Origin of the sequence: Rhizobium sp. NLR16a (genome assembly GCF_017948245.1) — a bacterium.
GTDB lineage: Bacteria > Pseudomonadota > Alphaproteobacteria > Rhizobiales > Rhizobiaceae > Rhizobium.
In genome coordinates this window covers 103,313-119,224 of the sequence record NZ_CP072869.1, presented here as the reverse complement: position 1 = coordinate 119,224, position 15,912 = coordinate 103,313, and the positions used below count along the sequence as shown (strand labels likewise).

General features: G+C 54.7%; 11 protein-coding genes. 1 reads left to right on the top strand and 10 read right to left on the bottom strand.

Annotation, left to right across the window (positions count from 1 at the left end; all coding sequences use genetic code 11):
* Positions 1-302: 302 nt before the first annotated feature.
* The 8 genes from J7U39_RS27540 to J7U39_RS27505 form a co-directional block, all read right to left on the bottom strand.
* Complete coding sequence (locus J7U39_RS27540) at positions 303-1,790, bottom strand: M81 family metallopeptidase (RefSeq protein WP_210633191.1); 1,488 nt, start codon at positions 1,788-1,790, stop codon at positions 303-305.
* Between the two features lie 266 nt (positions 1,791-2,056).
* The gene (locus J7U39_RS27535; RefSeq protein ID WP_018517592.1) at positions 2,057-3,226 is read right to left on the bottom strand and encodes a Xaa-Pro peptidase family protein; all 1,170 of its coding nucleotides are present in this window, start codon (positions 3,224-3,226) and stop codon (positions 2,057-2,059) included.
* A gap of 160 nt (positions 3,227-3,386) precedes the next feature.
* A complete protein-coding gene (locus J7U39_RS27530) occupies positions 3,387-4,580 on the bottom strand; it encodes a M20 family metallopeptidase (protein ID WP_180695721.1) in 1,194 nt (397 codons plus the stop codon).
* Positions 4,577-5,332: a hypothetical protein gene (locus J7U39_RS27525; RefSeq protein WP_245002784.1), complete on the bottom strand. Its 756-nt coding sequence runs from the start codon at positions 5,330-5,332 to the stop codon at positions 4,577-4,579. Before J7U39_RS27525 ends, J7U39_RS27530 begins: the two co-directional genes overlap by 4 nt.
* A gap of 220 nt (positions 5,333-5,552) precedes the next feature.
* On the bottom strand, positions 5,553-7,325 hold the full coding sequence (locus J7U39_RS27520) for an ABC transporter permease subunit (RefSeq protein WP_168299469.1): 1,773 nt from the start codon (positions 7,323-7,325) through the stop codon (positions 5,553-5,555).
* A 17-nt stretch (positions 7,326-7,342) separates the two neighbouring features.
* A complete protein-coding gene (locus tag J7U39_RS27515) occupies positions 7,343-8,464 on the bottom strand; it encodes an ABC transporter ATP-binding protein (RefSeq protein ID WP_168299470.1) in 1,122 nt (373 codons plus the stop codon).
* Between the two features lie 78 nt (positions 8,465-8,542).
* Entirely contained in the window at positions 8,543-9,646 is a 1,104-nt protein-coding gene (locus J7U39_RS27510) for an ABC transporter substrate-binding protein (protein ID WP_210633190.1), read from the bottom strand.
* Positions 9,647-9,873: 227 nt separating this feature from the next.
* Positions 9,874-10,422, bottom strand: a complete 549-nt coding sequence (locus J7U39_RS27505; RefSeq protein WP_018517586.1) for a cupin domain-containing protein — start codon at positions 10,420-10,422, stop codon at positions 9,874-9,876.
* A gap of 184 nt (positions 10,423-10,606) precedes the next feature.
* Here J7U39_RS27505 and hisD point away from each other — a divergent pair, with 184 nt between their 5' ends.
* Complete coding sequence (hisD, locus tag J7U39_RS27500; RefSeq protein ID WP_018517585.1) at positions 10,607-11,905, top strand: histidinol dehydrogenase; 1,299 nt, start codon at positions 10,607-10,609, stop codon at positions 11,903-11,905.
* 660 nt (positions 11,906-12,565) lie between these two features.
* Here hisD and J7U39_RS27495 read toward each other — a convergent pair.
* Together J7U39_RS27495 and J7U39_RS27490 are read right to left on the bottom strand one after the other, a co-directional pair.
* The gene (locus J7U39_RS27495) at positions 12,566-14,161 is read right to left on the bottom strand and encodes an MFS transporter (protein WP_168299472.1); all 1,596 of its coding nucleotides are present in this window, start codon (positions 14,159-14,161) and stop codon (positions 12,566-12,568) included.
* A gap of 469 nt (positions 14,162-14,630) precedes the next feature.
* Positions 14,631-15,872: an acetyl-CoA carboxylase biotin carboxylase subunit family protein gene (locus J7U39_RS27490; RefSeq protein WP_210633189.1), complete on the bottom strand. Its 1,242-nt coding sequence runs from the start codon at positions 15,870-15,872 to the stop codon at positions 14,631-14,633.
* Between the last annotated feature and the right edge of the window lie 40 nt (positions 15,873-15,912).

Sequence of the window (15,912 nt, the reverse complement as noted above, 5' to 3'; positions counted from 1 at the left end):
CGCAGATGGTTGGCCTTGGAGCACGAGAGCAAGGGCATGCGGCAAATTTGGCAAGCGCGGAACCTTTCGAGCTAGAGACGGGGGGATGTCGAAACCGGGCGTAGTCGCCTCTCCAAAAAATATCAGGTTAGCGACGTTGCAAGCGTTTAACTGGCGGTAACGAGTCCTCAACAACGGAGCTACCCTATACCTTTTGCGCAGCCTGAAAATGTTGCAGCGGAGTAGGCTCCGATCGGAGCCTCAGTCGCGGCGTTGGCGAGAAGCATCCCTAGCGATACAACTCGAGTATCACGCCGGAATGTTCAACGGCGAAGCTTTTCATATCGGCGCGGTTCAAATTCAATTTTATCCAGCGGATAGAACGGCCGCGCATGACGCCAACCGAATTGGTCGATATTGTAGGACGTCATTCCGGGAGTGTCGGCTGTAACAACGCGACCAACTTTTGCGAAATTGAGTTGAAAATGGTACCCAGACCGAGTAACGATGATCTTTGCGTTTTCGGGTTCTAGACCGATAGCCCTGAAATAATCTGGATCGATATAGGCGTAGGGTTGGTTTGTGAGCAGCACCTTGATTTTTCCGATCTGGAAAAGAGCATATTTCTCTATGTATGTTTTGGTGCCTCCGTCAGACGGCCCGTCATATACCACAGGGACATTTTCTCCAATCTTGATAATTGTTCCATCGACGGTCACGCTGGGGCTTACTATGGAATAGTTTGCGCCGAACCTTAGGCTAATCATCTTTCCTGCGCCTGCGCGATTGCATGTTTCCACTGCGTTTGGATCGTAGATTGGAAAATAGGTTTCGACATCGATATTGTTCGCCAAGAGATAGTTGAGAATGTAGGTGCTGTCGCCTGGTCCGCCTGCAGCGACACGGTCTCCCTGATCGCCGATAATAATCGACCGTTCTGATTCCCTGATTTTTCTCAGCTCATCGTCAAGATCGGGATACTTTGCAATGAGATTGTCACGGTAGTTCCAAATCATTTGCATGATTTCGCCAGCAACCTCCCGAGCTTCATCAATCTCGCCATTTCCATATGCCAAAACGGTCTGTCCCATACCTTCGACGTCAAGGAATTGCTGACAGTTGAAGATCGACACGTCGTGAACCCTGCCTTGATTTACCGCGTCTCTTGCATGGGCATGGATCTCCACGAGCGGCCCCAACAGGGTCGTATCATTTCCCAGTGTCAGCATGGGAAGAAATGTCGCGGCGAGCGCCGGGTTGAAAGTGCCGTCCAGAATTCTCATTGCTGCCTGGAAAGCTCTTTTTGCGGTCGCCGATTGATCCTCATGCGGATTTGTCAGGTAACCGGAAAGGAAGTCGAGAGGTTCAAGTGTGCCTTCTTTGACGTGGGCATGGAGATCAAATGCAGCTGTGATCGGCACATCTCCCCCAACGATCGCACGGAGGCGCTCAACCAACACGCCTTCAGGGTCCGCCAAGCTCTCGGTGAGCATGCCTCCGTGCAGCGGAAGTACAATAGCATCGAAGTTGCCGCGTTTCGCGGCATCGACCATAATTTCACTCACCTCCTCGAAGACGCGATCCTGAACAGGTCCACCGGATTGCGCTCGAAATAGCGTGGGAACGATCAGATCGACGCCCACCTCGCATGCCGCGTCAATCACCCCGCCAAACGTGGAATTCGCACCGCGGTTTAATTCAACAGCAGCGGGGCCTTCGACTATGGTAAAGCGCTCGCGTCGCGTTACGATCGGATTGAAGCTATGGGATTCCTGGGCGATCCCACCGGTAAGTATTCGCCTTTTTGCCATGGTTCACCTGACTGTTGTTGCGGTTGGGCTAACATCAAGGCTACTTGAGAAGACTCAATTCTAACGCGCGGTCCCTCCGAGGAGTTCGTGGCGCCCGGGCGAAATTGCTTAGCTGTTTTTCCTCAGACGACACTTCCAGCGGAGCCGGGAGTTCCAACAATCGATGGCCATCCAAATTCTCGCGAGTTGGGTGGGATAAGCTGAAGCTTTATTGAACGCCGAGCGGCGGCACTGCACCTGCATCAGCCTCCGCACCAATCCGCGTTCTAGATCTGGAAGATCTCTCGTGGCAGGGTGCTGAACGTTTCAGCGCCAGAATCCGTAACCCGAAGTGTTTCGCTGATTGCGTAACCGAGATCTTCGCCAATCCAGTTACCCAACATCAGGTGAAACGTCATGTTCGGCTTCAAGATAGTGGGATCTCCAACCTTAAAGCTCGCTGTCGGTTCGGTCCAGTCAATGCCGATGGCATAGCCACATCGGGATTCCTTCTCAAAACCGAATCTTCCCAACGTTTCGTTGAACGCGGTGGCAACGTCCCCACAGGTCGCGCCTGGTTTCACAGCAGCGAGAGCAGCCTCAAGGCCCGCCACCTCCCCTTCATGGAGTCGCTGCAAAAGATCAGACGGCTTGCCGATCGAAAATGTTCGCATCAGGGCTGAAGTATAACCATGTCGAACCCCAGCGAGTTCGATATTGATCTGCGAACCATCTCGGAAATGATCTTCCGCCCATGAGATATGTGCAGTCGATGTTCGCGGCGAAGCACAAAGAGTGAAGCCAGCCGCATCGGTGCCGTGCTTACCTCCCGTCCCTCTAACAAGCTGCGCAATAGTTTCTGCTGCGGCGTCAGCCTCACTGACACCCGGACGGATTACCTCGGCTGCGCGCAACATCCCCGCATCAGCGATAGCCGCCGCTTCGCGCATGAGCGCGATTTCCAAATCGGATTTGATCCCGCGGATCCAGCAAACGGTATTGCTAAAATCCACGATTTTCGCTGCTGGCACCCGTGCACGGAATTTTTCAACCGTCCGAGTTGATAGGCTTTGTTCTTCGATCCCGATATTGGCCTCTCCGAACCCAGCTTCCAGCAAGTGGTCGATGAGCGCATCCCAGCCATCTTTTTCAGGATTTGCGATGAGGCTCTCGGGGTAGCCTATAACCCCGCTGCGATCGACAAACATTTGATGTATCGCAGCTGGCGCGTCCATGCGGCGTGTGATGAAGGTTGGTTCCTCATTGTTGAGCGCGACGATTAGACCTTGTGGCACATAGCCGGACTTGGCGGTGTAGCCAGTGAGGTAGGTGATGTTGGCAGGCACGACCACCATCAGAGCACTGATTTCGCGCCGCACCATTTCGGCTTTTACGGCAGCTAAGCGCCTCAAATACTCGCTTCGTGGAAAAACCTGCGGTCCCTGTGGCATTGCCATGACATCAACCTTTTCTTAGATTCTGGATGGTTTGAATTCTTCTTCCGGTGCGATGTAGCACCGGAAGCGGCTGACTCTCTGCTGAGCATTTTGAGGATCGCTTGAATGCTTCCTCACAGAGCGCGCGACGCATCTCCGCGTCGTCGGTTTGTCAGAGCAGTCAATCATGCAGGAGCTCCCAACAATATTGGATGGCAAGCTCGGCGGTAGGAATGAGGATTTTGTCCGATGCTCCGAAGGTCGGCGTGTGTACCCCCGTTTCATTTCCAGGCTCTCTGCTACCAAACTGAAAGTAGACCGAGGGTACGCAACCAGAGTAAAAACCGAAGTCATCGCTGCCAGAGCTCGGTTTTACCTGCAAATATTTATCTTCTCCGGCGGATCGGATGACGATCTGACGAAAACGCTCGACCATCCCTGCGTCATTGACGACGGCAGGTTCGCCGGACTGACAGCTGAATTCCACCCGGCCGCGGTGCGTAGCAGCCACACCCTCGGCGACCTCACGAACCCTCTGGATCAAGAGGTTCCGCCGCTCAGGACTGCTGGTCCGGATCGTTCCTGTCATAACAACTGAAGGGCAGATGATATTCGTAGCCTCACCCCCGTGAATGGTGCCAATGGTGATGATTGCCCCGTCATCGACGGGCATCTCGCGTGACACTACCTTTTGAACCTCGTTGATGAAGGCCCCCGCTATTGTGATGGCGTCAACGCCCGCGTATGACTCCGCGCCATGCGCCATTGTGCCGATGATATTCAGCTCGAATTGTTCAGAGGATTTTGTCACTGCGCCGGCACAGGCGCCAAAGGATCCTGCAGGAATATCGGTGTCGACATGAAAACCGACCGCGGCGTCGAACCCGACCAACAACCCCTCTTCCGCGACACTCCGTCCGCCGAGCGGCTCTGCCTCTTCCGCGGGCTGAAAAATCACTCGCAATTTGCCGGAGAAGCTCTGTCGCATCCGGTGAAACGCCAAAGCCGTTCCAAGTGCGATCGAGGCATGCATGTCATGCCCACACGCGTGCATAACGCCTGGGGTTTGCGACTGATAGGGAAGATCGTCACGACTTTCGTGAATGGGCAGCGCGTCTATGTCGCCTCGCAAGGCGATCGAACGTATTGGGCCGGGAGCCAGGCCTTCAATATCGACATAGACACCGGTATTGTGAAACGTCTTAGCTCCATCCAGTCCAAATCGCCTCAACGCTTCGATGATCCGCTTCTGCGTTTTAGTCTCCTGGTTTGATAACTCTGGTTCGCGATGCATTGCATGCCGCATTTCGATAACGGCTTCACGCTCCTCACGGGAGAGCAGATCGTTCGTGAGCACTGTCGGGCTACGGGTCATGAAATCGAATTCATTGGTTGAGACACGCGTTGCAGCCCAAGGTCCAGAGCGAACTTATCCCTGAGGTCATGCTCGCCTACGAGGTCCAGAACATGCCATGCTGTGGAATGCACGCTAGCCAACACCGGACATCCAAGCGCCCTAGTCATCTCCACCAAGTCAGATGGCTTTACCGTGAAGGCCGCGCAAGATACGAAGGCCGCGTCTACTGGCTGTGCATTCCCTAGGAGTTGGCTCAATTCTGCTTGTATCCGATTGACCGGCACGCGACCAATATCGTCGTCGGTTACCAGGTTCATAGAATGCGCGAGAGAAAGATCGGCGACGACCTCAATTCCGTAGCGAGCTAGATAGGGTGCAAAGGCATTGTGCAGAGCGGGTCCGTAGGGTGTGAGCAAGACGATCCGCTTAATATTGAACTCTTGCATCATTGCGACCGCAGCCATGCCCGGTGAAGTATATTGAAGACCGGGACGCCCTGAACTCAGGCGATGAACGAGTTCATCGTTTCCAAGTGCTATTGTCGCCGAGGTGCAGAGAAAGACGATCACATCGACCAGATCGTCAGGCGGCAAGGTAGCCAGGAGCACTGGCCAATCCGGTCTCGGTATGAAGCCGCCTTCCTCATGATTTTCCTCATCGTAGCCAGTCCGCGTGGTGAAAACGCGCAACGGAGCGCCCGCCATGGCAGCTTTGAACGCATCTTCGCCTACTGGATCGGTAGAGAGAGTAACCAAGCCAATACCTTTCATATTTTCCTCACAATCATGGGGGTCACCCGCCAGTTAATCGCCTCTTGAGCCTCAAAAAGAAATAGTCCGGCCGCCTCGTGTTGATCACCATCGCTCAAGCTCTCGGTGCTGAGCCCAGAAGTCCGACATAACGCCAAAGGTCCGATGAGACTTCGCGAGGATACTCGCGGTTGCGCTGCACTCGCGATGCCATGCAAAAGCAGACATACACAGCTTCCCTCTAAGCTTGGACATCTAACGGCGCACCCAACGGTGCTCGGGCCCTCCACCAAGTGACATAAAGGACGATCATCCACAGTATCGGCAAAAGCGTGAGCAGCGATGCAACAGCCGCAACGGTGGGATCGATCTCGTTGCGGATATTCTCCCACATTTTCAGCGGTAAAGTTCGGACCGAGTAACCACTCACTAGTGATGTAGAAACGACCTCATCAAATGAATGGATGAAGGCGAACAGGGCGCCGCCAAGGATGCCCGGCCGGATAAGCGGTAGCGTAACTCTTATGAACGTCTTCAAAGGCCGAGCGCCCATGCTCAGTGCAGCTTGCTCAAGCCGCCTGTCAAAGTTGGCAAGCGTTGCCGCCACGATGACGACCACGTAGCTAATTGCTCCGATTGCATGTGCTAGAATGATCCCAGTCTCTGTGCCGATAAGGCCAAGATTGGCTAAGCCGAAGTAGCTGGCGACGGCAACAACGATAACCGGAATGGTGATCGGCGTCAGGACAACCATGGTGATGGTGCTGCGTAAATCGGACCTTACGCGGCTAAGTCCGTAGGCTGCTAGCGTTCCGACTATCGTTGACAAGAAAGTGACCCACAGGCCGATCTTGACGCTTACCCAAGCGGCCCCGTACCAGGAAAAGTCGCTGAAGAACGATACATACCACCGCAGCGACAGCGCGGTCGGCGGAAACTGCAATGTCGCACCATCGCTGAAGGACATGACGATGACGACGATCTCCGGAAATAGCAGGAACAAAATCACGATCGTTAGGAACGCTGGTGCAGCAAAGCAGGACAAACCCAGGTCATCCGTGGCCTGATACAATTCCACGGGCCATCGCTTGGCTCTGGAGGCGACAGAGAGCTCGTTCAAATAAGTACGGATCATTTGAAGGATCCCAGCACGCTCCGGCCATCTCTTTCTGACTTTCGGTGCGGGATCTTGCCCTCCTGAGAGGTTAAGGCCAAAAATCGACAGCAGGACGATGGTGATTGCTAGAAGCACGAACGATGACGCGCTTACAGAACCCATGTTGAAGCCAGTGGCCACCTGGGACGCGATGAAGGTCGAAAGCATCGCATCGCCCAGGCCGCCCAACGCCGCCGGCGTTATGTAGAAACCGAGGCAGATGACAAACACCAGCAGCGATCCGCTGCGTACGCCAGATATGCTCAAGGGAAAGTACACCCGCCAGAACGCCGTGGACTTTCTCGCGCCCATGCTTTTTGCGGCAGCAATTAGCGATGTATTGATTCCCATCATCACGCTGACAAGTGGAAGGATCATCATTGGCAGCATGATGTGGACCATCCCGATATAGACTGCAATACGATTGTAGATGAGAGGCTTCGGGTTGGAGATAAGACCAACATCCATAAGGATACTGTTGATTAAGCCATTGTCGCCAAGAATGACGATCCAGGAGTATGTACGGGCCAGCGCGCTAGTGAGATAAGGAATGACGACCAGCACCACGAGAACTATGCGCGCCCGTTTTCCAGCCGTTGAGATGAGATAAGCCGTCGGGTAACCGATCAGAAGGCAAACGAGGGTGACGATCGCACTGATCTCCAGCGTCTGGAAAAGCACCTTGATATTGGCGTACTGTCCTAGGAAGGACGTGTAGTTCTGAAGGCTGAAGTTGGGTGCGTTAACGCTCTCTAGAAACAGCTGTATTGTCGGTATCCCAAACACCGCGAGGAGTATGACAAGAGCCGGGAATACCAAGGTGAATGGCGCTTGTACCAGTCTCTGAAGTCGTTGCATGCCTTTGACCCTCAGCTTCATTCGCCCAGCGATCGGACGTCAACGCGCAGCCAATCAAGTCGGACGGTATCGCCAAGCCGGAAAGTTTCCTGAGCAGACGCAACATGTTCCCGCACAACAAGCAGAATAGTGCCGACCCGTACCTGATATTTTCTCAGCGGACCGGCATAAATCATGTCTTCAACAGTACCGATGGCCACACATCGCTTGTCTCGATCTGAAAGCGGCGTGGCGCGCTCCGCAGCGATCCGAACGCGTTCGGGCCTAATCATTGGCACAGTCCCAGGATTGGCCTCTTTCTCGAAACCGAATTCAGGACTATCCAACATGTTCGCCTCACCGAGGAAATTCGCGACAAAGCGCGTTGCGGGGCGGTCGTAGAGCGCTTCAGGTGTATCTAATTGTTCGATCCGGCCGCCTCGCATAACGACGATCCGATCGGAGAGCGTCAGAGCTTCCTCCTGATCGTGCGTTACGCAAATTGTCGTCTTCCCAAACTCGCGATGGAGAGCTTTGATCTCGCCTTGCATCTGCTCACGAAGGTTCCTGTCAAGCGCTCCGAGCGGTTCGTCCAATAAGAGAATCGGGGCATCAGCGATCAGAGCCCGCGCCAACGCCACCCTCTGCTGCTGTCCACCGCTTAGTTGCGAAGGCATTCGTTCACCGAAAGCTTCGAGATGGACGCGCTTTAGCATCCGGTCGACACGCGACATGCGATCTCTGGCGTTAACGCCCCGCATTTCAAGCGGGAATTCCAGGTTCCGTCGTACCGTGAGGTGGGGAAAAAGCGCGTAGCTTTGAAAGACGATCCCTTGATCTCGTCGGTACGAAGGCACGGCCGCCACCGACTTCCCGGAGATTAGAATGTCACCTTTGGTCGGCGATTCAAATCCGGCCAGCATCATAAGAGCCGTGGTTTTTCCGGAACCACTGGGACCAAGAATGGTGAGAAACTCACCGCAACGAATGGAAAGTGAGAGTTGACTAACCGCAGCAATAGGACCGTACATCTTGGTGACGTCGCGAAACTCTATCTGAGCGGAACTGCTGCTTTCCAAGCTCTGATCCTCGATATTTGTGTGGTCCGCCAGCCTCAATGGAGGCGCGGCGTCCGAGCGTAATGTAGCGGGAGGTGTCATGACGCTATCCTTCTAAACGTGAGCGAGAACACGGTGGCCATAACGCAAAGGCACTTGCAGAGCCTATTGGCGACAGACTCAGCGAAGGACCCATTCGCTCCAGCGCTGTACGAGTTGCTGCATGTTCGAAAGCCCGTCGGAGCCCACCTCAGAATACCACGGACCGTTCAATAGAATCGCTTTTTGGACGTTGCTGGGATGGCTGGGAAGCGTGAGCCCGATTTCCTCTGTCAGCAACTTGAACGCGTTCTTGTTGGTCGGGCCCTCAGGGTAGAGCTTAGCGAAGTTCGCTTGATTCTCAGCGCGGGAGACAAATTCGACGAACTTCTGTGCGTTCTGCGCGTTCGCCGCATTTTTTGGGATTACCCAATAATCACATGTCAGTTTCGCTTGGCTGCGGCTCATCTCAAGCGCGGCGCCTTGGGCGATGGAATGTGCTGCCCTGCCATCGTAGGCTTGCATCAAGTCGCCAGAGCCACTGAGCATGACTTGCTGAATCTCCGACCCAGAGGTCCACCATTTGCGAACGTGAGGCTTGATCTTGTCCAAGCTGGCGAAAATGCGATCGATGTCCATGGGGTAAAGTTTGTCTGGTGAAACACCGTCTGCCAGAAGGGCTTCTTCCCAAGGGCCCTCGTTTCCATATTGTCCTGAAACCATATAGCGCACGCCCGGAAATTTCTGGACGTCCCAGAATTCCGCCCAATTGCTGGGGCGCGGCTTATCAGCAGGATATTTTTTGGTATTGTAGACCAGATTGAGCGAGTAGAAGAAGAAGCCGACGCCAAAATCCTGCTTTACAGTTGGCAGGAGCCCTTCGACATCCTCCTTTCTGAACATGGAGTAGTCAATCTTTTCAAGGTAGCCTTTTTTGTCAGCCTGAAGCGCCGCTCCACTCCCCATCGGACCCACGTCAATGCTGATACTGTTGGTCTTCTGCATCAACTCAAGCTGAGCGAGCTCAAAGTCTTGCGTAACCGGTATTACAGTGATACCCGTTTCGGCCTCGAACGGCTTTGCGTAAGCGTCGATCACAATTTTTCCAAGTTGTCCACCGTAGGTCAACACGCGGAGCTCGCCCCTTGCCTGCGCGGACGCGCTGACGGCGGGAGCAGCCAGAGCGCCGACTGCGATTGCAGAAGAAGCTTGCATAAAACGACGGCGATTGATCAGAATGTTCATTTTGTTCACCCTCTTGTGTGCTACTCGCCTCGATCGGCGGAAGCATTAAGATTTTTCTTCCACAATCTTTGAGACGTCCTGTTCAAAAAGCGTCCTGCACCTGATACCGGCTGTAATGGAACCGTGATCCGATGCCTTCGCGTTGTGGATTGCTCCCATACAAGCACGTTCCACGCGGTTGAGAAGTAGGTCTAACCGATCTGGTTACTATCTTCACCACTGCTAGCTCAATATGTAGGCGGCGTGATCGCGCTGAGAATTTCGCTCTGTCCATCATCGACGTTGCGAAAGCGGTGAGGAAGACGGCTATCGAAATAATATCCGTCGCCTGGCTTGAGCACTCGTTTTTTGTCTCCAACCGTGACTTCAACCATCCCCGATAGCACCATCCCAGCCTCCTGAGCCGCGTGTGAAAACCCCTCCCCTGTGTCTGCACCAGGCGCATAGCGCTCGTGCAACATCAGGAGCTGTCTGTTTGGGTGGTCCAGTCCGATCACGCGGTACGAAATCGTATCAACGTTTCCAATCTCAGCTAGATCAGCCGCTGTGTAGAATGGTGAATATGGCAGGGTTGATTGTAAATCAGAAAAGAAACCGGGCATTGTCGTACCCAAGGCTTCAAGCACTGCGCTGAGTGTATCGATCGAAGGGCTCATCTTGTCACGTTCGATCAGCGAAATGGTTGAATGAGAAATCCCTGAACGCGCGGCCAGCTCTCTGACACCCAAGTTACGTCGACGGCGCAGTTCGTGCAGCTTGCTCCCAATCTTGGGCATGTGACACTTGCTCCCGCAATGTTCAAAAGAGGATGATAATGACACTCCTCACGTTGAAAAGAAGCCTTAGGACCAAATAGCGACTACGTGCGGTGAATATACTGAACACCGTTTGGAGTTGCAATTGCCGGACTGGTCGGACTGCCCGATGCTGGCCTTACTCATCCCAATTTAGGAGGTTTTGATGACACCGCGTTTTGATGCGCTGAAAAGCAAGTTCATCCAGATCAAACAACCGGTCCGAGACGCCGTTTCCGATACGGCTCAGGTTGAAAACACCGTTAAGGATATTATTGCGAATGTCCGCGAGCGTGGCGATGCAGCGATCCGCGAATATTCCATCGCTTTCGACAAGGTCGATGTCACGAGCTTCGAGGTCACAGAAGAGGAGAAGCTGAAAGTTGTCGCCGATCTAGAGCCGCAGACGCGCGAAGATACCGAGTTTGCAATTGCTAACGTGCGCCGCTTTGCTAAGGCGCAGCTCGGCACCATTCTACCACTCGAAATCGAGAGCCTTCCCGGTCTCCACCTTGGTCACCGTGTGATCCCAATCGAAACGGTTGGCTGCTATGTGCCCGGCGGTCGTTACCCGCTTCTGTCGGCTCCGGTGATGACAATCGTGCCGGCTAAGGTCGCGGGCTGCGACCAAGTCATTGCGTGCCTGCCCCCCAACGCTCACCCTGCAATGATAGCGGGTTGCCATCTAGCCGGCGCCGACCGAATCTTCCGCGTTGGTGGCGCGCAAGCCATCGCCGCCATGGCATATGGCACTGAGACGATCCCAGCGGTCGACAAGATTGTCGGTCCAGGCAACGCCTTCGTCAACGAAGCGAAGCGCCAGGTATTCGGCAAGGTGGGTATCGACCAGCTCGCCGGGCCAAGCGAAATTTTTGTCGTCGCTGATGAAACGGCAAATGCATTCACGATTGCCACGGATCTGCTTGCCCAAGCCGAGCACGATGTTCGTACGCGAGTTGGTGTCGTTACTACCGACCGCAATCTCGCTGAAGGAATTCTCATCGAAGTCGAGAAACAACTGCAAAACCTGCCGACGGCTCCGGTGGCAGGCGTGGCTTGGAATCACTACGGCGAGATTACTGTCGTCGAAGACGAAGAGACAATGATCGCCTACTCTGATCACATTGCGACCGAGCATTTGCAGGTCCACACCCGTGACCCGCACGCGACCGCGAAGAAGCTTCGAAACTACGGCTCGATTTTCATTGGCGACCTTGCCAGCGTTGTCTATTCCGACAAATGCTGTGGCACGAATCACACTCTGCCGACTATGGGTGCGGGGCGCTACACGGGCGGCCTCTGGGTGGGCTCCTACGTGAAGGTAGCAACCCATCAATGGCTTGACGAACGCGGGGTCGCCGCAGTTGCTCCGGCAGCTACTCGTCAAAGTGCAACTGAAAGGCTCGAAGGACATAGGCGTGCCGCAGCACTTCGCCTCAGCCCCAACCAGTTCGCTGCAAAGTGATCTCGCCATGCGCAACTGCCTCGACTAATTCGAACGGACGTAGTCAATTACACTGCAGCAGATTGTCTAAACAGCGGTGGTGCGGTTCACACGCGCGGCTTCAATCGAGGCTGCAACGGCAAGGCCGTGTAGCGACAATGCTGGAAATGAAAAGCCAGGCGTTTGGCGCGAAACGATCCGCTCAAGCTGCCGACAGCAGATTAATTTCCGCAACCCTCGTTGCAGTTCCTTGCAATGTAGTAGGCCGTTATCGGCATCAAACGCATGACTGTGATATTCATGGTGCGTAGCCGTAGTCCACGCTCGCCTGAAAAGCCCATTGTAGGCCACACGGCGAGCTTGCAAACGATGCGAGATCACCCGTCACGATCTAGTCGCGCCTCAACGAAAATACTAGGCGGCCTCCGAGCACCTGAACAAATTCGGTAGGCAAATACGCTAACAAGGAGACACCAATACCGGTTCGAAGCTAAATCCAATTAGTCATCGCCACGGTCTTTGGGCAGAGGATCGGTTACAGAGCATGAACATCCTCTTCGTTTTCAGCCGCTTGCCATTTAGCGGAAGCTCAACCTTTCAAGCTCCTGTCACTTCAAGAATGAGCTTCATTTCGAAGCCACGTCAATGGTACTATGTTAGCCGTTAGCGACGTGCAGGCGGCTAGATTGGTCGCTCAATTGCAAGCTCGAGCTGGGGCGGCGTACCCACATGCAGCGCGACAAGCAACTGACCAACCTCCTGATCGGCGAGAGAAAGCCTGCCGTTCAGGCGAAGGTAGTCAGTCCACGTTGGAGTGCGGAACGTCTCCGTCCACTTTGACGGCTTTCGAAGATCTCGTTGAAGACTCCAGCCTCGCGCGCCTGCTCGACTCATAGAATGACGACGAATTCGCATATAGCGGAGGAAAATCTCAAGATCGGCCTCTTCGATGAAATATTCTGTTTTTGAGATTATGGGGCCGGTTCGAGGGTCCAAATTGAGATCAAGTTCAGGGGGCCGAAATTCCGAGTAACGTTGATCTCTTTCCACCACGACATGGGCCGGCATAAGATATCCAGCGGCTGCGAGCAAAAACAAGCCGGCCGCAGCCCATATGAGTGCTGAATTCAGGGACAGGCCTTCAGCAACGGTCCCCCAAATCCAACTTCCAACAGCGATACCGCCACTAAGAAGGGCATAATATATTGAGTAGGATCGCCCAAACACCCACCTCGGACTAGCCCGCTGTACCCAACCATCGAACCCGGACCAGGTAATAAGCCAACCGGCACCCCCCAAGGCCAGCGCTATCGTCCCGAGGATCATCGACGACGTGAGGGCAAGCGCGAGGCAGCACACAGCACAAGCGCCAGCGGCGAGCGTCATCAACAATTCCTGCGGCAGCATGATCCTCAGATAACGGCTGCTTGTTCCAGCGAGGCACGCGCCCGTTCCAAAGCCCGCCGAAAGAATGCCTAAGACCATAGGATCGCCAGCTGCTCGATCCTGAGCAATCACTGGCAGAAGCGAAAGGATAGAACTGGATGCCAGCCCAAACAGCGTGGCGCGTATGATCGCCGCCCTTAGATCTGGGGTTAGGGCCGTGAAGCGTAAACCGTTTTGGATTGAGGTCGCAATTCGTTCAGGAGGTAGGATGGACGAACGCGCGGGCCAGCTATTGCGCCACACCGCGCCGATTGGTGCCAAAGTGGTAACCGCGGCGAAGCCGAGGGCTGACAGCGGACATAGAAATGCCAGGATCGCCCCTGCCAAGGCTGGCGCTACGCTGCGCGATGTATTGTAGCCAACAGAGATTAGCGTCACCGCGGCTTGAATTTCGCGCTTGTGAAAGATGTCGCCCACGGAAGCATGCCAACCGGGTTCGTACAGCGCAAAGCCGCAGCCAGCCAGAAAATTCAATCCAAGAAACAACCAGGGATTGGTAAAGTCAAAGGCAGCAGATAGCGCTGTCAGAATCGAGGCTATCGCGACCACGGAAAGCCCCGCGAGCATCAACAGACGGCGGCTGAAATTATCAGCAATGGCTCCGGCGATGATCGAGACAAAAAAGGCTGGCAACGTTGTGGAAGCCAGCACAAGCGCAACTATTCGCGGAGAAGAGGAACTCGTGAGCAGCCAAGAGACAGCAAGCGTTTGCACGACCCATCCCATATCAGCGATCTGCATGGCCATCCAGATGGATCGAAACGCCGCATTGTTTAGCGGGGCGAGGGCCGTTGGGCCTGGCTCCGGAAGGTAATCATTTTCGTTCGTCATGGACTTCCCACTCGGTGCATTGCGCTTGCGACACGCACTGAGCGCGTCACGCAGGTGCGGGACCCTTGTTGGTAAGGTATGAGACCCGTTCCCAGACCGAGGCAATCAGCCGGCAGAACGAATGGTGGAGAAGCAGTTTGCACAGGCGACGGAGCTCCCGTATCGCTCATCCTGAATGTCATGGTGGTCTCACTAGGCTGCGCGACGAGGAGCTCGCATCTGCTAGACGGTCATGCGACAGGACAGGCTGACCGGATTTAGCCGTTGATAAGAGCAGCCTCAGGGTGCAAGCGAGGTGGGAGAGATCTTTCGGACAACGAACGCGGCGTCTGTAAGCTTTCGCGCCCGTGACAGTGATATGAGCTGTCATCGACGGTTCCCTTCGTTCCTAATCACATCAATGTTCGATTGAAAATCCCGTCCCATGCCCGCGCCGCTGGCGCGGGGAGATGAAGGATGTAGATTGTTGCTAATCGTTAACGGTCGGAAATGGTGTGATCGGCCAAGTGATCAAGCTAACAGCACGTCGAAGTATCGCGTCAGCCCGAGAATGGCTGGTAGAGGCAGCGATGACATGTCCGATCATGTCTCGATAATCGCCCTTCCGGATGATAAGGCTACCGGGTTCGATATAAAATCGGATATCGATAACTCCTGGCACAGCCGCCGCCAGACTGGTACCCTCGGTGTGATCCAGAATGCCGTCACGATCAGGAACTAGGAACCGCGCGGCCGCAGTGTTCGTATGCTTTGCCCGCAGATCGCATTCGTCACCGATGGCAAGCTTGATATGTTGCTCGATGATGTCGATGCCGTACGCGAGTTTAATCAAGCAAGGGGTGGTCCAGCCGGGGAGGCGTGGGTTCACTTCAATAACCACGGGGCCACGCTTTGTCCACCGGAACTCAATGTTCGCGGGCCCCCAGCCGAGCCCAAGAGCGCGCAAGCAAGTCAGCGAAATATCGGCAATAGACTTCCGTCCCTCATCAGATAGCACTGCCGGAAACACGCTCCCGCACGGGACGAAATGCGGTGAGGGGACGAAGTTGGCCGTGCCATCCGCAATGACCGCGTCTCCCATCGTCGTTGTTTCATAGAATGGGCCCTCTGCGAATTCTTCCACCAGTATCCGCGGCGAAGACCCCCATAAGGGCGTCCCGTCCAACAGATGGGCCGTATGTGTGGTCAGCTCGTTGGCATTGCGGCACAATCGGACACCGATGCTGCCACCGCCTACAGCTGGCTTAATAATCACCGGCAGCCCAATCTCGGCTGCCGCGCTCTCTACCTCCTTCGCGGTCGCTGCTAAGCGATATTCAGGCATGGGAACGCCGGCCTTTGCGAGGAGCTCGCGTTGAGTAAACTTGTTAGCACATTGTTCAATCGATGAGGGATTTGGTCCGGGTAGAGCGAAATGCTCGCGGAGCTTTGCAACAGTCACGTAAAGCGACTCGTCGACGCCAGAAAAACCAGTGATGCCAACAATGTCATAGGTCGCGCGTAGCCCGGAACATTCGCGAATCAGCGCCTCGAGATCACTTGTATCGACACGGATCGCCTCAGTGCCTTCCGCCAAAAGGTAGTCGTATTGAGCTGGATCAGCTGCCAGGGTAATTGGGTAAAGTCCATTGCGCTTGGCTTCTTGAATGTAAAGTAGCCCATTACTCCTATGACCTTCAATTAGGATAAATGCTCTTGTTGCCACTTGCATTGCCCTCTCGTTGCGGTGGGATAGCCTCAGCCTAAATCGG